We start from the raw sequence: 18,968 nt of genomic DNA on the forward strand, positions 1-18,968 counted from the left end.
AGTGGCACGATGCGTATTCCGCGCGGCACAACGCTGGTGGTAGGGCTGGGGCTTTCGGGCCTTGCCGTCTGTCGCCACCTTGAGCGGCTGGGCGTGCCGTTCATGGTGGCCGATACCCGCCGGGCACCGCCCGGATTGGAGGCGTTTCGCCGGGCGCATCCCGGCGTGGAAATTCACTGCGGCCCGCTTGATGCGCTGGACATGCGCCCGGCGCAGGAGATAGTGCTGAGCCCCGGCGTCGACCCGCACGCCCCGGCGTTTGCCGGCCTGGCTGAAGCTTATCATCCGGCCACCGGCGAGCCGCGGGTGATCGGTGAAATGGCGCTGTTCTGTCGCGCCGCCCGGGCACCCATCGCCGCGGTTACCGGCTCCAACGCCAAGTCGACGGTGGTAACGCTGCTGGGCGAGATGGCCGCGGAGTCGGGGGTGCGCGTCGCCGTCGGCGGCAACCTGGGCACGCCGGCGCTGGATTTGCTGGCCGCAGCCCCCGAGGCTGAGCTTTACGTGCTGGAGCTTTCCAGCTTTCAGCTGGAAACGACCCCGCAGCTCAACGCCGCGTGCGCCGCTTTTCTCAACCTGAGCGAAGATCATCTCGACCGCCACGGCGACATGGCGGCCTATCGCGCTGCTAAACAGCGTATTTTTCGCGGCGCTCGCTGCGCTGTGGTCAACGGCGACGACGCGGCTACCTGGCCTGCCACGCAGCCGGCATCGCAGGCTGTGCGCTTTACCACCCGGGCGCCGGCTTGCGGTGAATGGGGGTTGGCGCAGCACCGGGGTGAGGTCTGTCTGATGCACGGCGATACGCCCTGGATGGCGGCCGCCGAGCTTGGCATGGCCGGCCGGCATAATCGGCAAAATGCCCTGGCGGCGCTGGCCGTGGGGCACGCTTTGGGGCTGGAGGCAGCGGCCATGTGCCGGGTGCTGCGCCGCTTCACCGGCCTTGCCCACCGCAGCGAAACCGTGGCTTGTATCAACGGCGTGCGCTGGGTCAACGACTCCAAGGGCACCAACGTGGGCGCGACGCTGGCGGCGATCAACGGCCTGGGGCAGAGCATCGACGGCCGGCTGGTGCTGCTGGCCGGCGGCGTGGGCAAGGGCGCGGATTTTACCCCGCTGGCAGCACCGCTGGCCCAATATGCGCGCAGCGTGCTGCTGTTTGGCCGCGACGCCGACGCGATGGCCCGGGCGCTGGGAAAGCAGGTGGCCGTTCACCGCTGTGATGACCTGGCCGATGCCGTTCGCCAGGCGGCGGCGGTGGCGCGCCCCGGCGACTGCGTGCTGCTGTCGCCGGCTTGCGCCAGCCTGGATCAGTTTGATGACTATCAGGCGCGCGGCGAGGCCTTTTGCCGGCAGGTCAACGCGCTTGAGCGGGGCGCCGATTACGGCGGGTGTGCGCCATGAAGCATCGCGTACAGCGCCTGCGCGCGGCGTTTGACACCGCACAGATGCCCTGTGATATCTGGCTTTTGCTGGTGGCGCTGGTGCTGGCCGGTATTGGCTGGGTGATGGTCAGCTCAGCGTCGGTGGCGCTTCTGGACGACAGCTACCACTACGCGATTCGCCACGGCGTGTTTTTGCTGATGGCGATACTGGCAGCAACGCTGATGGTGAGCCTGCCGCTTGCGCTGTGGCGGCAAAACGCCGGTATCATTCTCGCCTTGAGCCTTGTGCTGCTGGCGCTGGTGCTGCTGGTAGGCCAGGACATCAACGGCAGCAAGCGCTGGATTGCACTGCCCGGGCCGCTGCCCAGCCTGCAGGTGTCTGAAGTGGGCAAGATCGGGCTGGTATTTTACATGGCGGCGTTCATGGCGCGGTTTGCCGAGTCTTTGCGCACGCGGATGTTGACCCTGGTGCGCCCGCTGATGGTGCTGGCGCTGCCGGCGGTGCTGCTGTTTGCCGCGCCGGACTTCGGCGGCATGGTGGTCTATACGGTGTGCGTCGTGGGCATGCTGATGATGGCCGGCGCGTCCATCGTGCTGTTGACGGGCACCGGCATAGTGCTGGGCCTGGGTGCGGCGCTGATGGTGGCGATGGAGCCGTACCGGCTGGCCCGCTGGACCAGTTTTCTCGACCCCTGGGCCGATCAGTTCGCCACCGGCTACCAGCTGACCCAGGCGCTGATCGCCTTTGGCCGCGGCCATGTGACCGGCACCGGCCTTGGCAACAGCATACAAAAGCTGCACTTTCTGCCCGAGGCGCATACCGACTTTATCTTTGCTGTGATTGCCGAAGAGCTGGGCATGCTGGGAGCGGTCATGGTGGTGGTGCTGTTTACGCTGCTGATCGTTCGCGCCATGGTGATCGGCCGGCGGGCGGAGCTTGCCGGCCAGCTGTTCGCCGCCTACATGAGCTACGGTATCGGTTTTATTATCGCCGCCCAAGCGTTTATCAACATGGCGGTCAGCTCAGGGCTTTTGCCGACCAAGGGGCTTACGCTGCCGCTGATCAGCTACGGCGGTTCAAGTCTGCTGGTGACCGGGGTCATGGTCGGGCTGCTGCTGCGTGCCGACCGCGAAACGCGCCGCTATCCGCGACGTGCGCCGGCGCCGGCCGAGCAGCGCCGCCGGGCGCGGCGCTGAGTTTTTTATCCAGGGAGCTGTGCGTGTCACAATCCATGCCTCAACGTGTTCTGATCATGGCCGGCGGTACCGGCGGCCACGTTATCCCTGCGCTGTCGTTGGCCCGGGCGCTCAAGGCCCGGGGAGTGGCGGTCGAGTGGCTGGGCAGCCCGCGCGGCATCGAAAACCGCCTGGTGCCCGCTGCCGGCTTTCCGCTGCATCAGCTGCGCATCGGCGGATTGCGGGGTAACGGGCTTGCCGGCTGGCTGAAAGCGCCGTTCAATCTGGCCCGCGCGGTGTGCCAGGCGCGCCGTGTGGTGCGCCGCTTTCGGCCTCAGGTGGTTGTCGGGCTGGGCGGCTTTGCCAGCGGCCCCGGCGGGCTGGCGGCAACGCTGTGTCGCGTGCCGCTGATGGTTCATGAACAAAACGCCGTGGCCGGGCTGACCAACCGCGTGCTGTCGCGGCTTGCCACGCACACCTATGCAGCGTTTCCCCAGGCGTTTGGCAGGCGGGCCACGGTGGTGGGTAACCCGGTGCGCGACGACATCGCCGCGCTGGGGGAGGCGCCGCGCCGCGTGGATGCCATGCAGCAAAGACGGCTGCGGCTGCTGGTAGTGGGCGGCTCGCTGGGTGCCGTGGCGCTCAACGAGCGCCTGCCCGAGGCGCTGGCGGAGCTGGACGACGCGGCGCGCCCGGAGGTCTGGCATCAGGCCGGCCGCGACCGTGACGAGGCGACGCGCGAGCGCTATCGCACCTTCGGGGTTGATGCCCGGGTCAGCGCGTTTATCGATGACATGGCGGCGGCCTACGACTGGGCCGATGTGCTGGTCTGCCGGGCCGGGGCGCTCACCGTCGCCGAGCTCGCCGCGGCGGCCAAGCCCGCGCTGTTCGTGCCGTTTCCCCATGCCGTGGACGATCACCAGCGGCGCAACGCCCAGGTGCTGGTCGATGCCGGTGCCGCGCGCTGCATGATCCAGCAAAGCCTGACCCGAGAAAACCTGGCCCAGGCGCTGAACGCGCTTTTGTCCCCCGAGGTGCTGGCCGACATGGCCGCCCGCGCGCGGCGGGCGGCGCACCTGGAGGCGACTGAGCTGTTATTGCAAGGCTGTTTTGCCCTTGCCCGGAAGGAGAATGTGCGTGACTGATGGGACAGACAACGTTGCTGTGAATCCCCGCAAGCGCCCGCGGGGCCCGGGTATGCGGCGTATTCGACGGCTGCACTTTATCGGCATCGGCGGTGCCGGGATGTGCGGCATTGCTGAAGTGCTGGCAAATCAGGGCTACTGCGTCAGCGGCAGCGACGTCAAGGTATCACCGGTGGTGGAGCGTCTGCGCGCCTGCGGGGTCAGCGTGGCGCTGGGGCATGCCCGCGACAACGTCAAGGGCGCCGACGTCGTTGTGGTGTCCAGCGCGGTTGACGATACCAATCCGGAAATCGCCTGGGCCCGGGAGAACCGCGTGCCGGTGGTGCGCCGAGCGGAAATGCTCGCCGAACTGATGCGCTTTCGCCACGGCATTGCGGTGGCGGGCACGCACGGCAAAACCACGACCACCAGCCTGACGGCAACGCTGCTGGGCGAAGGCGGGCTGGACCCGACCTTTGTTATCGGCGGCAAGCTCACCAGCGCCGGCGCCAATGCGCGCCTGGGCGAGGGCGACTATCTGGTGGCCGAAGCGGACGAATCCGACGCCTCCTTTTTGCACCTGCAGCCGCTGGTGTCGATCGTGACCAATATCGATGCCGACCACATGGCCACCTACGGCAACGATTTTGAGCGGCTCAAGGGCACTTTCCTCGAATTTTTGCACAATTTGCCGTTTTACGGCCTGGCGGTGCTGTGCCTGGACGATCCCCAGGTGCGTGCGCTGTGCCCGCGTATCCAGCGCCACTTCGTGACCTACGGCTTTGCCCGGGATGCGGACTATCGCATCGTGGACTTTGTTCAGCAGGCCGGCGAGACCCGCTTCACGGCGCTGCGCCCTGAAGGTGAGCCTCTCAAGGTGCGCTTGGCCATGCCCGGACGCCACAACGCGCAAAACGCCATGGCCGCCGTTGTGGTGGCCACCGATGCCGGCGTCAGCGACGCCGCGATTCAGCGCGGGCTTGCCGGTTTTGCCGGCGTGGGGCGTCGTTTTCAGGTGCACGGCGACTATCCGCTGCCCGGCGGTGGCGCACCGGTGATGCTGGTTGACGACTACGGTCATCATCCGCGCGAGGTGGAAATGGTCATCGAGGCAGTGCGCTCCGGCTGGCCCGAGCGGCGCCTGGTGATGCTCTACCAGCCGCATCGCTATACCCGCACGCGGGATCTCTACGAGGATTTTGTGCGCGTGCTGTCCGGGGTGGATACGCTGCTGCTGCTGGATGTCTACAGCGCCGGCGAAGCGCCGATTCCCGGCGCCGACGGCCGCACGCTTGCCGGTTCGCTGCGCCAGCGCGGCGAGGTCGATCCGCTGTTTGTCGAACATAAAAGCGAGCTGGCGGGCCTTTTGACCAACGTGCTGCGTCCCGGCGATATTTTAATCACCCAGGGCGCCGGGGATATCGGCGGTATTTCACTGACCCTGGCCCAGGCCAGGCTACTGCTTGACGAGGTGACGCTGTGAGCCAACCGCTGACGTCTCATTTTTCGGTACCGCACGCCGCAGCCGGCGCGTCGCCGGTTGTCGTGGTGTATGGCGGCACCTCCGCCGAGCGTGAGGTGTCGCTGCAAAGCGGGGCAGCGGTGCTGGCCGCGCTCAAGCGCAGCGGCGTGGACGCGGTGGGCTATGATCCTTGCGATCACGGCCTGGCCGGCCTTGAACGGCTGGCCCCGTCCACGGTGTTTATTGCGCTGCACGGGCGCGGCGGCGAAGACGGCTCGCTGCAGGGGGCGCTTGAGCTTTTGGGCATTCCCTATACCGGCAGCGGCGTGCTGGCCTCGGCGCTGGGTATGGACAAGGCACGCACCAAGCAGGTGTGGCAAGCGCTCGGCCTGCCGACGCCGGAAAGCATCATGCTGGACAGCGCCGCCGAGTGGCCGGCGGTAGCCGCGCGGCTGGGCCTGCCGCTGATCGTCAAACCCGTGCACGAAGGCTCTACGCTGGGCATCAGCATCGTCAATAGTGTGGCCGAGCTTGAAGCGGCCTATCACGAGGCCGCGCGCTTTGACGCCCGGGTCATGGCAGAGCGCTTCGTTCAGGGCGAGGAATATACCGTATCGATCCTTGGCGATCGCGCGCTGCCGGCCATTCGGGTCGAGGTGCCGGGCGGCTTTTACGACTACAACGCCAAGTATCTGTCCGATACGACTCGCTATCATCTGCCCTGCGGGCTTGACGAGACAGCACAAGCCGAGCTTGCCGCGCTCTGCCAAAAGGCGTTTGCCGCAATAGGCGGCGAAGGCTGGGGGCGGGTGGACGTGATGCGCGATGCTCAGGGGCGCTTCTGGCTGATTGAAGTCAACACCGTGCCGGGCATGACCGACCACAGCCTGGTGCCCCAGGCGGCGGCCCACGTGGGCATCCGCTTTGACCGGCTGGTTGGCGAGATTCTGGCAACCGCAGGGTCTGCGAGGCGGGATGCACAAACGTAGCGCCTGGCTTGGCCTTGTGCTGCTGGCGCTGATGCTTGGCGCCGGCGGCCGGGCGCTATGGCTGTGGCTGGATACGCCGGTCGAGCGGGTAGCGGTGCGCGGCGACTGGGAGTACGCCAGCGTAGGCTACCTGCGCCAGCAGCTGGCGCCGCTGGTGCGCGATACTCGCTGGCTCTCGGTGGACCTCGCTGAGCTGCGCCGCTCGGCGCTGGGCATCGGCTGGGTCAAGGAGGTGCGTATTTCGCGTCAGTGGCCGGATGCGCTGGTGTTTGAGCTTGTCGAACAAACGCCGGTGGCGCGCTGGAACGACGACCGGCTGCTCAACGCTGCGGGCACGCCCTTTGTCTTTGCCCCGCTTGCCCCGCCTGCCAGGCTGCCCGATCTCGCCGGCCCGCCCGGCAGCAGCAAGGAAGTGCTGCGCTATTACCAAACGCTGGAAAAGCGGCTGTCTTCTCTTGATCTGGCGCTTGATCAGCTGCGTCTGGAACCGCGAGGCGCTTGGCGTCTGCAGCTTGACGACGGTGCTTGGGTGATGCTTGGCCGCCGCCAGCACGATGCGCGCCTGGCCCGCCTTACGGCGGCCTGGCGACACGAGCTTGGCCCGTATGCCAAGGCGATTCGCTACGTTGACCTGCGCTACCCCAACGGCGTGGCCGTGGCCTGGCACGGTGACTCTCCGCGGGCGGATACGACGCCTTGAGCAGCGCATGCAAGAATAGGTGCAACAAACCGATCGTTAACGGTGCAAATACGTGGGCCGGGGTTTAATTTGTGACCTGTTCTCAGTATTGTGGCGTGCAGTAGTCGTTAGACCGTTGTTATTTCGATATCATACTACTAGGCACCGCCGTTATCATGACGGTAATCGGTGACAAATCCGGTCAGCTATCATCCAGCGGGCTAACGCCGCTTGGCCGCTGGCCATAGCGGCTCAATATGTAGATTAAGGTGACAAGGAGAATTCCCGGCTCATGGCAGGCTCATCCAGCGTATCCAGCATGGTGGTCGGGTTGGACATCGGAACGTCCAAAGTCGTTGCGATCGTCGGCCAGCCTACCGATGACGGTGGCATCGAGATTGCCGGGATCGGCTCCCACCCCTCGCACGGCATGAAGCGCGGCGTCGTCATCAATATTGAATCAACGGTGCAATCCATCCAGCGCGCCGTTGAAGAAGCCGAGCTGATGGCCGGCTGCGATATACACTCGGTCTATGTGGGTATCGCCGGCAGCCACATCAGCTCGATGAACTCCGACGGGGTCGTGGCCATCAAGGAGCGTGAAGTCAGCGCTTTGGATATCGAACGCGTGATCGACTCGGCCCGGGCGCGCGCCGTCTCTGAAGGCCAGCGCGTTCTCCACGTGCTTCCCCAGGAGTTTTCCATCGACGCTCAGGGCGGTATCCGCGAGCCGCTGGGCATGTCGGGTGTCCGCCTGGAAGCCCAGGTGCACCTGGTCACCGCAGCGGCCAACGCCGTGCAAAACATCGAAAAGTGCGTGCGCCGCTGCAGTCTTGACGTGGACGCCACCATACTTGAACAGCTGGCCTCCAGCATGGCCGTGCTTACCGCCGACGAGCGTGAGCTCGGGGTGTGCATGGTGGATGTCGGCGGCGGCACTACCGACATGGCGATTTTCACCGAAGGCGCCATTCGCCACACTGCGGTCATTCCCATCGCCGGCGATCAGGTCACCAACGATATCGCCATGGCGCTGCGTACGCCGACTCAGCACGCCGAAGAAATCAAGGTCAAATACGCCTGCGCGCTGACCGAGCTTGCCGCCAGCGACGAGATGATCAAGGTGCCAAGCGTAGGCGACCGGCCCTCGCGGGATCTGTCTCGCCAGGCGCTTGCCGAGGTGGTGGAGCCGCGCTATGAGGAGCTTTTTACGCTGGTCAAGGAAGAGCTGCGACGCAGCGGCTATGAAGACATGGTGGCCGCCGGCGTCGTGCTTACCGGCGGCACGTCGCGAATGGAAGGCGCAAGTGAGCTTGCCGAAGAAATCTTCCACATGCCGGTGCGCATTGCCTGTCCGCAAAACGTGAAAGGCCTGGCGGACGTTGTGCGCAACCCGATTTACGCCACAGGGGTGGGGTTATTGCACTACGCTTTGCAGGAAGCGCACTACGGCCACGGCCTGCAGGCGCATAGCGGCGTTGTGACTGCGCCGTCAGGACGCGGTGAACAAGGCAAGGGCGGCTCCACCGGAAAAACGCTGACGCGAATCAAGGGCTGGTTCAAGAAAAATTTCTGACAGGGTCGCAAACGCGGCTCAGGAGACGGGGCTTATGTTCGAACTGGTAGATAGCGCACCCTCTAGCAGTGCGGTCATCAAGGTAGTAGGCGTTGGCGGCGGCGGGGGCAACGCCGTCAATCACATGGTGGAAAGCAACATCGAAGGCGTCGAGTTTATCTGCGCCAATACCGACGCTCAGGCGCTGAAACGCGTCTCCGCCAAGACTATTTTGCAGCTGGGCAGCGAAATCACCAAAGGCCTTGGCGCCGGCGCCAACCCCGAGGTCGGCCGCCAGGCCGCCATGGAAGACCGCGAGCGCATCGCTGAGCTGCTCGACGGGGCCGATATGGTGTTCATCACCGCCGGCATGGGCGGCGGCACCGGCACCGGCGGCGCGCCGGTAGTGGCCCAGGTGGCCAAGGAGCTGGGCATTCTCACCGTCGCGGTGGTGACGCGGCCGTTCCCCTTTGAAGGCCCCAAGCGCTCGCGCGCCGCCGAAGAAGGCATGAAAGAGCTCTCCGAGCACGTTGACTCGCTGATTACCATACCCAACGAAAAACTGCTTTCGGTGCTGGGCAAGAGTGCGACGCTGCTGACCGCCTTCAGCGCGGCCAACGATGTGCTGCTGGGGGCCGTACAGGGCATTGCCGAGCTGATCACCAGCCCCGGCATTATCAACGTCGACTTTGCCGACGTGCGCACCGTGATGTCGGAAATGGGCATGGCGATGATGGGCACCGGCGGGGCCACCGGCGAAAATCGCGCGCGCGAGGCGGCCGAGAAAGCTATCCGCAGCCCGCTGCTGGAAGATATCGATCTGCACGGCGCGCGGGGGATTCTGGTCAACATTACCGCCGGCCCGGACCTTTCCATCGGCGAGTTCAACGACGTCGGCGCCACGGTTCAGGAGTTTGCCTCCCAGGAAGCCACCATCGTGGTGGGAACTTCCATTGACATGGAAATGTCTGACGAGCTTCGCGTCACGGTTGTGGCAGCCGGCCTTGACGGCAATCAGGCCAAGGCCGCCGCTCGCGAGCCGGCGCGTCGTGTGGCGCAGGCCGACGCCGGCGCGGACTATCGCAAGCTTCAGCAGCCCACGGTGATGCGCCAGCAGCAGGCCGCCGCGCGTGCCGAGGCGCCTGAGGCGGAAAGCCGCTCCCGGGCGGAGAAGCGCCGCGCCGCCGAAACCGATGACTACCTGGATATCCCGGCGTTTCTGCGCCGCCAGGCCGACTGATTTTTTCCTTGCGCGACGATGACCGGCGGCAGGTAGGTTTACCTGCCGCAACATCTTTCGGCGACTTATAAGCGAGTCGCCGCGACGGCAAGCCCCGCTAGGCCTGAACGTTGCGCATATCCCTACCCACTATAATTACCCGAGTATTGACGGCACCCCATGATCAAACAGCGCACCTTGCAAAACGTTATCCGTGCTACCGGAGTGGGGCTGCACTCTGGTGAGAAAGTCCATATGGCCCTGCGCCCGGCCCCGGCCGATACCGGCATCGTCTTTGTGCGAACCGATCTGCAGCCGGCGGTGGAAGTGCCGGCGAAGGCCGGCCTGGTCGAAGACACCGTGCTGTGCACCGCACTTTGCTATGAAGGTGTCAAGGTGGCAACGGTTGAACACTTGATGGCTGCGTTTGCCGGGCTGGGTATCGATAATGCCTATGTTGACTTGAGCACCGCCGAAGTGCCGATCATGGACGGCAGCGCCAGCCCCTTTGTGTTTTTGATTCAATCCGCCGGTATCTGTGAACAGAACGCAGCGAAAAAATTTATCCGTATCAAGCAGCGAGTGTGCGTGGGCGACGACGACAAGGAAGCCGTATTTTTGCCCCACGAAGGCTTTAAAGTGTCGTTTTCCATCGACTTTGATCACCCGGTATTTGACCGGCAAAAACAGACGGCAATGATTGATTTCTCCACCACGTCCTTTGTCAAGGACGTGTCCCGGGCGCGCACCTTCGGTTTTATGCGGGATATCGAACGCCTGCGCGCCAATAATCTGGCGCTTGGGGGGAGTCTGGAAAACGCCGTGGTTGTAGATGACTATCGCATCGTCAACGAAGGCGGGCTGCGCTACGACGATGAGTTTGTCAAGCACAAGGTATTGGACGCCATTGGCGATCTGTACCAGCTGGGCCACAGCCTGATCGGCGAGTTTCGCGGAGTGAAGTCAGGGCATGCGCTGAACAACCGGCTTTGCTGTGAGCTTCTGGCCCGGCCGGAGGCGTACGAAATCGTCACTTTTGAAGAGGAACGCGCCGTGGCGCCCATTTCTTACGTGGCGCCGGCCATGGCGTAGCGACGGCTGGTAGGGTGCTGCGCTCGGCAAGGCACTGCTGTTGTTCAGGACGATTCCTGTGCACAGCAGTGCTTTTTGCCGTTCGGGTGCCGGCTTTTGTCGGCGGCCTGTTGCCTCGGGTGCTTCACTCGCGAGGCGCATGGGCAGCCAGGCGTTCCAGCGCGTTTTTCAGCTTGGGGTCAGGGGTATCTTCGGCGCACTCGTTAAGCACTCGGCCGGCGGAAGCGGGCAGGCTGCGCTGATAGCGGCGGGGCGTCTTTACCGGGCGCACCGGGCGCACCTTGAAATGCAGGCCGGTGACGCCCTCAAAGCCGGGGATGCCGTGGAGCAACGTCAGCAGGCGCGGCTGCTCGAAACGCAGCCAGGTCAGCAGAGCCGCGCGATTGCAAATCAGCGTCAGCCGGCCCTGGCGCAAACCGCCGACAAAAACGTGCTCGCGCATTGGCTCGGGCAGGGCCGCACGCAGCCGTGACTGCGCCTGCTCGATCAGGCGCGAGGCCTGCATCAGCTGGCCGATACTGCCGCGGGGCGTCAGCAGTTGTCCGATGGGCTGTGCGCGGGAACGCTTAACCTTTATACTCATGCACTTGCCTCGCGTGGATGCGCCAATTCATCAAAGCCTAGCACGCCAAGGAGCGCGACCCCAGCATGCCTGCCCAGCCGATGCTTCCCGCGATTGCCCCGCGGCCCTGCCGCCGCGGGGCTGCCGCGCGCTGGTGGCTGGCGGGGCTGCTGGTCAGCTGCCTGCTTCCGGTCGGCCTCAGCGCCGCCTGCCAGGCGGCGCGCCTCCCCGTTCGCTATGCGTATACGCTGGTGCCCACCCTGCAGCGCGTTTGTTCGCGTCGTCAGCTGCGCTATCGTTTAGCGCCGGGGCGCCGGCAGCGGCGTTTGTTTACCGCGCGTAACGGCCTGTCTTGGCGCCCTTTGCGTTTAACGGGAATGGTGGCCGCGCTTGACGTGGTGTCGCGCCGCGGGCCGCCTGTGTGCCGGCTCAACGTTTTGTTGTGCCGTGGCTAGCCCGGTGGCCGTCGCCTGGCGGCAGGTAGCCGCGCATTTTTCCTGTTTTACCGGGTGCGCTCGACGGCGTTTCCGGCCGCTATAATGGAAAGTTCATGATCAGTAACGTACTGCGCAAAGTTGTCGGCTCCAAAAACGAGCGTGAAGTCAAACGCATGCGTAAAAGCGTGCAGCATATCAACGCGCTGGAAAGCGAGTTTGAAGCGCTTGGCGATGCCGAGCTGCAGGGTAAAACCGGCGAGCTGCGCGCGCGCCTGGAGGCCGGCGAGCCGCTGGATAGCCTGCTGCCCCAGGCGTTTGCCGCGGTACGCGAGGCGAGCAAGCGCGTTATGGGCATGCGCCACTTCGACGTGCAGATGGTCGGCGGCATGACGCTCAACGACGGGCGTATCGCCGAGATGAAAACCGGCGAGGGCAAAACGCTGGTGGCCACGCTGGCCGTCTATCTCAACGCCCTGCCGGCCAAGGGAGTGCACGTAGTCACGGTCAACGACTACCTGGCCCGCCGCGACGCCGACTGGATGCGCCCGCTGTATGAATTTCTGGGCCTGACCGTCGGGGTCATTTTTTCCGGCCAGGCCAACGAGGAAAAGCGCCACGCCTATGCCTGCGATATCACCTACGGCACCAACAACGAGTTCGGCTTTGACTACCTGCGCGACAACATGGCGTTCTCGCTGGAAGAGAAGGTGCAGCGCCCACTGCATTACGCCATTGTCGACGAAGTGGACTCGATTCTCATTGACGAGGCCCGTACCCCGCTGATCATCTCCGGCGCCGTTGACGAAAACACCGAGCTTTACGGCATCGTCGATCGTCTGGCCACCCACCTTGAGCAGGGAGAAGAGCTGGAGGACGAAGACGCCACGGTAACCGGGGATTTCCTGCTCGACGAAAAGCAAAAGCAGGTAGAGCTCACCGAGCAGGGCCACAACCGGGTAGAGCAGCTGATGCGCGCAGAGCAGCTGCTGGGCGAAGACGAATCGCTCTATGCCGCGCAAAATCTGGGCCTTTTACAGCACATGCATTCAGCGCTGCGCGCCCGCCATCTTTATCAGCGCGATGTGGACTACATCATCGCCGAAGACCAGGTCGTCATCGTCGACGAGCACACCGGCCGCTCGATGCCCGGGCGGCGCTGGTCGGAAGGGCTGCACCAGGCCGTGGAAGCAAAAGAAGGCGTCACCGTTCAGCGCGAAAGCCAAACGCTTGCCTCTACGACTTTTCAAAACTATTTCCGCCTCTACGAGAAACTCGCCGGCATGACCGGCACGGCGGATACCGAGGCCTTCGAGTTTCGCCAGATTTACGGCCTGGACGTCATCGTGATCCCCACCAACCGTCCCCAGGCGCGTACCGATTACAACGACCTGGTCTACCAAAGCGCCGAGGAAAAATACCGGGCGATCATCAAGGACGTACAGGCGCAAACCGAAGCCGGCCGCCCGGTGCTGGTGGGAACGGCCTCCATCGATACCTCTGAGTACCTCGCACGGCTGATGCGCGAGGCGGGGATGCGCTTTAACGTGCTCAACGCCAAGCAGCACCAGAGCGAGGCGGAAATCATCGCCCAGGCGGGGCGTCCCGGCGCGATTACCATTGCCACCAACATGGCCGGCCGCGGCACGGATATCGTGCTGGGCGGCAACTGGGAGGCCGAAGCTGCCAAGCTTGAAAACCCCGCCCAGGCTGATATCGACGCGCTCAAGGAGGAATGGCGCAAGCGCCACGATCAGGTGCTGGAGGCCGGCGGGCTGCACGTGATCGGCTCTGAACGCCACGAATCCCGGCGCATCGACAACCAGCTGCGCGGGCGCTCCGGGCGCCAGGGAGACCCGGGCTCCACGCGGTTTTTCCTGTCCTTGGAAGACAGCCTGATGCGCCTTTTCGGCTCCGAGCGCGTCAAGCGGATGATGAAGGCGCTGGGTCTGGAAGAAGGCGAAGCCATCGAGCACAAGATGGTCTCCAACGCCGTGGAGCGCGCGCAGAAAAAGGTAGAAGGGCGCAACTTCGATATCCGCAAGCAGCTGCTGGAATACGACGACGTGGCCAACGATCAGCGTCGAGTGATCTACGAACAGCGCAACGACATCCTCCAATCCGAAGACGTGGCCGATGCCGTGGCGGGCATTCGTGAAGAGGTCATGGAAGAGGCGATCAGCAGCTTCGTTCCGCCCCAGACCCTGGCCGAGCAGTGGGACCTGCCCGGCCTGGAAGCCCATCTCAAAGCCGAGCTCAACCTGGAAGCGCCCGTCGTGCAGTGGGCCGAGCAAGACCAGCGGCTAAGCGAGGAAAAGCTGCGCGAGCGGCTGCAGGCCATGCACCGTGAAGCCTACGAGGCCAAGGTGGAGGCCGCCGGCGAAACCTTGATCCGGCGGTTTGAAAAGCAGGTCATGCTGCAGGTGCTGGATACCCGCTGGAAAGAGCACCTGCAGTCCATGGATCATCTGCGTCGCGGCATCCACCTGCGCGGCTATGCGCAGAAAAACCCCAAGCAGGAATACAAGCGCGAGGCCTTCGAGCTGTTCCAGCAGCTGCTGACCCACATCAAGGCCGACGTCACGCGGATTCTCAGCCACGTGCAGGTGCGCCAGCCCGAAGAAGTGGACGCCCTGGAGCAAGAGCGCCGCGAGGCCCTGGAGCGCGAGCAGGCCACCGCCGCCAGCCGCCACGATGAGCCGGACGACGGCGCCGATGAGGCTGCCGCCCAGGGGGAGCAGGCCCCCGGCGCCGACGGCCGCCCGGTGCGTCGGGAAGGCCCCAAGGTAGGGCGCAACGATGCCTGTCCGTGCGGTTCAGGCAAAAAATACAAGCAGTGCTGCGGCAAGCTGAGCTGAGTGTAAGCGTTGCTGCCGCCCTGTCGGCAGGCGCTCTGGATCAACGAGCCCTGGCGGATGCGCCCGGGCAGCAGAAAGGAGGCTTCCTTCTATGGCGGTAGGAGATATACCGTTTCCGACCATGCCGGCGCTTGACGGCGTGCGCCTGGGTACGGCCGCGGCCGGTATCAAAAAGCCCGGCCAGCGTGATCTGGTCGTCATCGAGCTGCCCGAAACGGCAAGCGTTGCCGGCGTATTTACCCGCAACGCGTTTTGTGCCGCGCCGGTACACGTCGCCAAAGCGCACCTGGCCGCCTGCCGTGAGCAGGGAAAAGCGCCGCGTTACTGGCTGATCAACACCGGCAATGCCAATGCCGGCACCGGCGAGCAAGGCATGCACGACGCCCGGGAAAGCTGTCGGGTACTGGCCGAACACGTCGGCGCTCAGCCCCACGAGGTGCTGCCGTTTTCCACCGGCGTGATCGGCGAGCCGCTGCCCATGGAGGCGCTGCTTGCCGGTATTGCCCCGGCGCTTGACGCCCGCGCCTGCCACGCGGCGGCCTGGGAGCAGGCGGCCCGGGGCATTGTGACGACGGATACGCGCATCAAAGGCGCAAGCGTTGATGTGCCGGTTGGCGCTCAGCGCGTGACGCTCAACGGGATTGCCAAAGGGTCGGGCATGATTCGGCCGGACATGGCGACCATGCTCGGCTTTGTGGTCACCGACGCCGAGATCGCGCCGGCGCTGCTGGACCGGCTGCTGTGCGAGGCGGTGGAGCATTCGTTCAACTGCATCACCGTAGACAGCGATACCTCCACCAACGATGCCTGCCTGCTGGCGGCCACCGGGTGCGGGGCCTCGATCACCCGCGACGCCGACGTGCAAGCGTTTGCCGCCGGTCTTCAGCAGGTGCTGGTATCGCTTGCCCAGGCGATCATCCGCGACGGCGAGGGTGCGACCAAGTTCGTCACGCTTGACGTCGTCGGCGCCACCGCGCGTCAGGAAGCGCTGGACGTGGCCTTTACCGTGGCGCACTCGCCGCTGGTCAAGACCGCGCTTTACGCCTCGGACGCCAACTGGGGGCGGATTCTCGCCGCGGTAGGGCGTGCGCCGGTCGCCGATTTTGACGTCGAGCGCGTCACCATTGACCTTGACGAAGTGCGCCTGGTGGAAGGCGGCGGCCGCGCGTCGGACTACACCGAGGCCGCCGGCAGTGCCGTCATGGCGCGTGAGGACATCACGATTCGCATTGATCTGGGACGCGGGGATGCGCAGGCAACGGTGTGGACCTCTGATCTGTCTCACGAATACGTATCGATCAACGCTGACTATCGTAGCTGATCACGGCCAGCGTGGCCGTGATCAGCGCAGCAAGAGGGCGCCGGCTTCCGGCCGATCAGCAAAACAGTGGAAAAAGACGCAATGAAAGCAATGGTAAAACGACGGGTTCACGTGGCTGCCGCGGCCATTATCAGCGCCGACAAGCGGAAAGTCTTGATAGCGCGCCGGCCCTCCGGCTTTGACCAGGGCGGTCTGTGGGAGTTTCCCGGGGGCAAGCTGGCCCCGTACGAAACCGGCCTGGAAGGGCTCAAGCGCGAGCTGCACGAAGAGCTGGGCGTTGAAATTACCCGGGCTCAGCCGCTGATTCGCGTGCATCATGAATACCCCGATAAGCGTATCCTGCTGGACGTCTGGCAGGTGCACGACTTTGCCGGCGAGCCGTTTGGCCGCGAAGGCCAGGCCGTACGCTGGGTGCCCATGGAAGAGCTTTCCGGCTATCCCTTCCCCGCGGCCAACCTGCCGATTCTGCGCGCGGTGATGCTGCCCAGCGAATACCTGATTACCGCCGAGGAAGCCGACGACGACGTCTTTGCCGAGCGTTTGACCCGTGCGCTGCACGAAGACGGCGTGCGCCTGGTGCAGCTGCGTGCCAAGACGCTGGATCACCCGCAGTACCTGGCACGCGCTCGCCAGGCGCTGGCGCTATGCCGGGAGTACGGCGCCCGGCTGCTGCTCAACGGTGACCCAGCGCTGCTTGAAGACATCGACGCCGACGGCATTCACTTGACCAGCGAACGGCTGCTGCAGCTGGACACGCGGCCCATACCGGCCAACAAATGGCTGGGTGCTTCGACGCACAGCGCCGAGCAGCTGGTAAAGGCCGGCGCGCTTGGCTGTGATCTGGTCACGCTTTCGCCGCTGGCGCCTACGCCCTCGCACCCGGACGCGGTACTGATGGGCTGGCACGACTTCCAGCAGTGCGTGGAGCACGCCGGTATGCCCGTCTTTGCGCTGGGGGGCATGACGCGCTTTCATGCCAACCGTGCCCGGGCTGTCGGCGCGCAGGGCATCGCCTCAATCCGTGATTTCTGGCGCTAGGCCGCTACGCTGGCGGCGCGCACCGCTGTCGTCGGGCCGGCTTTGCCCGAGCGCTTGCTGACAAGGAGCACGTGATGCTTGACCGTTTGCCTTTTCTGGTGGGATTGCGCTACGTGCGCGCCAAACGTCGCAACCATTTCATTTCGTTTATCTCACTGACCTCCATGCTGGGCCTGATGCTTGGCGTGGCCGTGCTGATTTTAGTGCTGTCGGTGATGAACGGCTTTGACCATGAGCTGCGCACGCGCATTCTGGGGATGGTGCCGCATACCAAGATCGAAGCCACCGACGGTCTCAAGGACTGGGAGGGGCTGGCCGAGCGGCTTACCCAGCGCGAGCGGGTTATCGGTGCGGCGCCCTACGTTGAGCAGCAGGGCATGTTTTCCGTCGGCGGGCGCAACCAGGGCGGCATGGTGACCGGCATCAAGCCCGGCTGGGAGGGCAAGGTCTCGATTATCGACGAGCACATGGAACGCGGCAGCCTCGATGACCTTAAGCCCGGCACCTGGAACGTGGTGCTGGGCTCGGCGCTGGCGCGCAACCTGGGCGTCGGCGTGGGCGACCGGGTAACGCTTTTGGTCCCTGAAGCCTCGATTACCCCGGCCGGGGTGTTTCCGCGCCTGAAGCGCTTTACCGTCAGCGGCATTTTCAGCGTCGGCGCCGAGCTGGACGCGCGGCTGGCGTATGCCAATCTTGCCGACATGCAAACCCTGGCCCGTACGGGCGATACGGTAGGCGGGCTGCGCCTGGAGCTCGATGACCTTTTTGCCGCCAGCCGCGAAACCCAGACCATTATCAACGAGCTGGGGCCGGGATATCGCGGCCGCGACTGGACCTTGACCCAGGGCAACCTGTTTCAGGCCATTCAGATGGAAAAGCGCATGATCGGCCTGCTGCTGACGGTGATCGTCGCTGTGGCGGCGTTCAATATCGTGTCCACGCTGGTCATGGTGGTCACCGACAAGCGTGCCGATATCGCCATTTTGCGCACCATCGGCGCCACGCCGCGCTCGATCATGGGCATTTTCATCGTGCAGGGTTTGACCATCGGCGTGATCGGCATTGCCATCGGAGTCGCCGCCGGGGTGCTGCTGGCGCTGACGGTGTCGGATCTGATCGGCTGGGTGGAGAGCGTGTTTGGCATCCACTTTCTGGATGCCGGCGTTTACTTTATCAGCGAGCTGCCCTCGCAGCTGCGCGGCGGCGACGTGCTCAACATCGTGGGAGCGGCGTTTGGCCTGACGTTTTTGTCCACGCTGTACCCCGCCTGGCGGGCGGCCCGGGTGCAGCCCGCCGACGTGCTGCGCTATGAGTGAGGATACCGCCATGACGACGACCAAAACCGCACAGGCGGCCGCGCCGAACGCCGCAAACCGGGTCATGCTGGAGTGTTGCGACGTGACCCGGATCTACAGCGAAGGCCCGGAAGATCTCACGGTGCTCGACGGGCTCTCGCTTAGCGTGCATGCCGGCGAGCGCGTAGCGATTGTCGGCAGCTCCGGCTCGGGCAAGACCACGCTGTTAAACCTGCTGGGCGGTCTTGACCGCCCCAGCCGAGGGCAGATCATCATAGCCGGCGAGCCGCTTTCCGGGCTGGGCGAGGCGGCGCTAGGGCGTTTTCGCAACTGCTACATCGGCTTTGTCTACCAGTTTCACCACCTGCTGGCCGAGTTTACCGCGCTGGAAAACGCAGCGCTTCCGCTGATCATTCGCGGCCAGCGCAAGCGCGACGCCGAAAAGCGGGCAAGAGCCCTGCTGGAACGGGTGGGCATGGCTGAACGTGCCGACCATAAGCCCGGCGAGCTTTCCGGCGGCGAGCGCCAGCGCGTGGCGATTGCCCGGGCGCTGGTGACCGACCCCGGCCTTGTGCTGATGGATGAGCCCACCGGCAATCTGGATCAGACCACCGCCTCCACCATTTTGGCTCTGATGGACGAGCTGGCCCGGGAAAGCGCCTGTGCCTTCGTTATCGTCACTCACGATACCGCGCTGGCAGCGCACCAGGATCGCGTGCTGCGCCTGGATAGCGGGTTTCTGGTGGCAGACGCCAAGGCCTGACAGCGGCGAGTCTGGG

The 18,968-nt window shown here is 64.8% G+C and carries 16 protein-coding genes; 15 read left to right on the top strand and 1 reads right to left on the bottom strand.

Annotation, left to right across the window (positions count from 1 at the left end; translation table 11 throughout):
* The first annotated feature begins 9 nt into the window (after nt 1-9).
* The 9 genes from murD to lpxC all read left to right on the top strand — a co-directional run bounded on the left by murD (nt 10) and on the right by lpxC (nt 10,681).
* Entirely contained in the window at nt 10-1,404 is a 1,395-nt protein-coding gene (gene murD, locus ABD654_RS08560) for a UDP-N-acetylmuramoyl-L-alanine--D-glutamate ligase (protein ID WP_344704243.1), read from the top strand.
* On the top strand, nt 1,401-2,582 hold the full coding sequence (gene ftsW, locus ABD654_RS08565; protein WP_344704245.1) for a putative lipid II flippase FtsW: 1,182 nt from the start codon (nt 1,401-1,403) through the stop codon (nt 2,580-2,582). Before murD ends, ftsW begins: the two co-directional genes overlap by 4 nt.
* A 23-nt stretch (nt 2,583-2,605) precedes the next feature.
* Nucleotides 2,606-3,706, top strand: a complete 1,101-nt coding sequence (gene murG / locus ABD654_RS08570; RefSeq protein WP_344704247.1) for an undecaprenyldiphospho-muramoylpentapeptide beta-N-acetylglucosaminyltransferase — start codon at nt 2,606-2,608, stop codon at nt 3,704-3,706.
* Nucleotides 3,693-5,168, top strand: coding sequence for a UDP-N-acetylmuramate--L-alanine ligase (murC, locus tag ABD654_RS08575; RefSeq protein WP_344704249.1), 1,476 nt, complete (start codon nt 3,693-3,695; stop codon nt 5,166-5,168). The genes murG and murC overlap by 14 nt, the downstream gene beginning before the upstream one ends.
* Nucleotides 5,165-6,136 (top strand): D-alanine--D-alanine ligase, encoded by a 972-nt coding sequence (locus tag ABD654_RS08580; protein WP_344704251.1) that lies wholly within the window; start codon nt 5,165-5,167, stop codon nt 6,134-6,136. The genes murC and ABD654_RS08580 overlap by 4 nt, the downstream gene beginning before the upstream one ends.
* A complete protein-coding gene (locus ABD654_RS08585) occupies nt 6,123-6,836 on the top strand; it encodes a cell division protein FtsQ/DivIB (protein ID WP_344704253.1) in 714 nt (237 codons plus the stop codon). Before ABD654_RS08580 ends, ABD654_RS08585 begins: the two co-directional genes overlap by 14 nt.
* Nucleotides 6,837-7,107: 271 nt before the next feature.
* On the top strand, nt 7,108-8,391 hold the full coding sequence (ftsA, locus tag ABD654_RS08590; protein ID WP_344704255.1) for a cell division protein FtsA: 1,284 nt from the start codon (nt 7,108-7,110) through the stop codon (nt 8,389-8,391).
* A gap of 34 nt (nt 8,392-8,425) precedes the next feature.
* Nucleotides 8,426-9,610, top strand: a complete 1,185-nt coding sequence (gene ftsZ, locus ABD654_RS08595) for a cell division protein FtsZ (protein ID WP_344704257.1) — start codon at nt 8,426-8,428, stop codon at nt 9,608-9,610.
* Between the two features lie 159 nt (nt 9,611-9,769).
* Nucleotides 9,770-10,681 (top strand): UDP-3-O-acyl-N-acetylglucosamine deacetylase, encoded by a 912-nt coding sequence (gene lpxC / locus ABD654_RS08600; protein WP_344704259.1) that lies wholly within the window; start codon nt 9,770-9,772, stop codon nt 10,679-10,681.
* Nucleotides 10,682-10,805: 124 nt separating this feature from the next.
* Here lpxC and ABD654_RS08605 read toward each other — a convergent pair whose 3' ends face one another.
* Entirely contained in the window at nt 10,806-11,264 is a 459-nt protein-coding gene (locus tag ABD654_RS08605) for a DUF721 domain-containing protein (protein WP_344704261.1), read from the bottom strand.
* A gap of 65 nt (nt 11,265-11,329) precedes the next feature.
* Here ABD654_RS08605 and ABD654_RS08610 point away from each other — a divergent pair, with 65 nt between their 5' ends.
* From ABD654_RS08610 to ABD654_RS08635, 6 genes are all read left to right on the top strand, one after another.
* Nucleotides 11,330-11,698 (top strand): hypothetical protein, encoded by a 369-nt coding sequence (locus ABD654_RS08610; protein ID WP_344704263.1) that lies wholly within the window; start codon nt 11,330-11,332, stop codon nt 11,696-11,698.
* Nucleotides 11,699-11,793: 95 nt separating this feature from the next.
* Complete coding sequence (secA, locus tag ABD654_RS08615) at nt 11,794-14,535, top strand: preprotein translocase subunit SecA (RefSeq protein WP_344704265.1); 2,742 nt, start codon at nt 11,794-11,796, stop codon at nt 14,533-14,535.
* 91 nt (nt 14,536-14,626) lie between these two features.
* Complete coding sequence (argJ, locus tag ABD654_RS08620) at nt 14,627-15,856, top strand: bifunctional glutamate N-acetyltransferase/amino-acid acetyltransferase ArgJ (protein ID WP_344704267.1); 1,230 nt, start codon at nt 14,627-14,629, stop codon at nt 15,854-15,856.
* An 81-nt stretch (nt 15,857-15,937) separates the two neighbouring features.
* Nucleotides 15,938-16,894, top strand: a complete 957-nt coding sequence (locus ABD654_RS08625) for a Nudix family hydrolase (protein WP_344704269.1) — start codon at nt 15,938-15,940, stop codon at nt 16,892-16,894.
* A 74-nt stretch (nt 16,895-16,968) separates the two neighbouring features.
* A complete protein-coding gene (locus tag ABD654_RS08630) occupies nt 16,969-18,210 on the top strand; it encodes a lipoprotein-releasing ABC transporter permease subunit (protein WP_344704271.1) in 1,242 nt (413 codons plus the stop codon).
* A 10-nt stretch (nt 18,211-18,220) separates the two neighbouring features.
* Nucleotides 18,221-18,952, top strand: coding sequence for an ABC transporter ATP-binding protein (locus tag ABD654_RS08635; RefSeq protein WP_344704273.1), 732 nt, complete (start codon nt 18,221-18,223; stop codon nt 18,950-18,952).
* Nucleotides 18,953-18,968: the final 16 nt, after the last annotated feature.

The organism is Halomonas cibimaris (assembly GCF_039537045.1).
Taxonomy (GTDB): Bacteria; Pseudomonadota; Gammaproteobacteria; order Pseudomonadales; family Halomonadaceae; genus Vreelandella; species Vreelandella cibimaris.

Excerpts from the sequence above, each read along its gene's own strand:
- murD (WP_344704243.1), top strand. The coding sequence starts at position 10 with ATGCGTATTCCGCGCGGCACAACGCTGGTGGTAGGGCTGGGGCTTTCG.
- ftsW (WP_344704245.1), top strand. The coding sequence starts at position 1,401 with ATGAAGCATCGCGTACAGCGCCTGCGCGCGGCGTTTGACACCGCACAG.
- murC (WP_344704249.1), top strand. The coding sequence starts at position 3,693 with ATGTGCGTGACTGATGGGACAGACAACGTTGCTGTGAATCCCCGCAAG.
- ABD654_RS08585 (WP_344704253.1), top strand. The coding sequence starts at position 6,123 with ATGCACAAACGTAGCGCCTGGCTTGGCCTTGTGCTGCTGGCGCTGATG.
- ftsA (WP_344704255.1), top strand. The coding sequence starts at position 7,108 with ATGGCAGGCTCATCCAGCGTATCCAGCATGGTGGTCGGGTTGGACATC.
- ftsZ (WP_344704257.1), top strand. The coding sequence starts at position 8,426 with ATGTTCGAACTGGTAGATAGCGCACCCTCTAGCAGTGCGGTCATCAAG.
- lpxC (WP_344704259.1), top strand. The coding sequence starts at position 9,770 with ATGATCAAACAGCGCACCTTGCAAAACGTTATCCGTGCTACCGGAGTG.
- ABD654_RS08605 (WP_344704261.1), bottom strand. The coding sequence starts at position 11,264 with ATGAGTATAAAGGTTAAGCGTTCCCGCGCACAGCCCATCGGACAACTG.
- ABD654_RS08610 (WP_344704263.1), top strand. The coding sequence starts at position 11,330 with ATGCCTGCCCAGCCGATGCTTCCCGCGATTGCCCCGCGGCCCTGCCGC.
- secA (WP_344704265.1), top strand. The coding sequence starts at position 11,794 with ATGATCAGTAACGTACTGCGCAAAGTTGTCGGCTCCAAAAACGAGCGT.
- argJ (WP_344704267.1), top strand. The coding sequence starts at position 14,627 with ATGGCGGTAGGAGATATACCGTTTCCGACCATGCCGGCGCTTGACGGC.
- ABD654_RS08625 (WP_344704269.1), top strand. The coding sequence starts at position 15,938 with ATGAAAGCAATGGTAAAACGACGGGTTCACGTGGCTGCCGCGGCCATT.
- ABD654_RS08630 (WP_344704271.1), top strand. The coding sequence starts at position 16,969 with ATGCTTGACCGTTTGCCTTTTCTGGTGGGATTGCGCTACGTGCGCGCC.
- ABD654_RS08635 (WP_344704273.1), top strand. The coding sequence starts at position 18,221 with ATGACGACGACCAAAACCGCACAGGCGGCCGCGCCGAACGCCGCAAAC.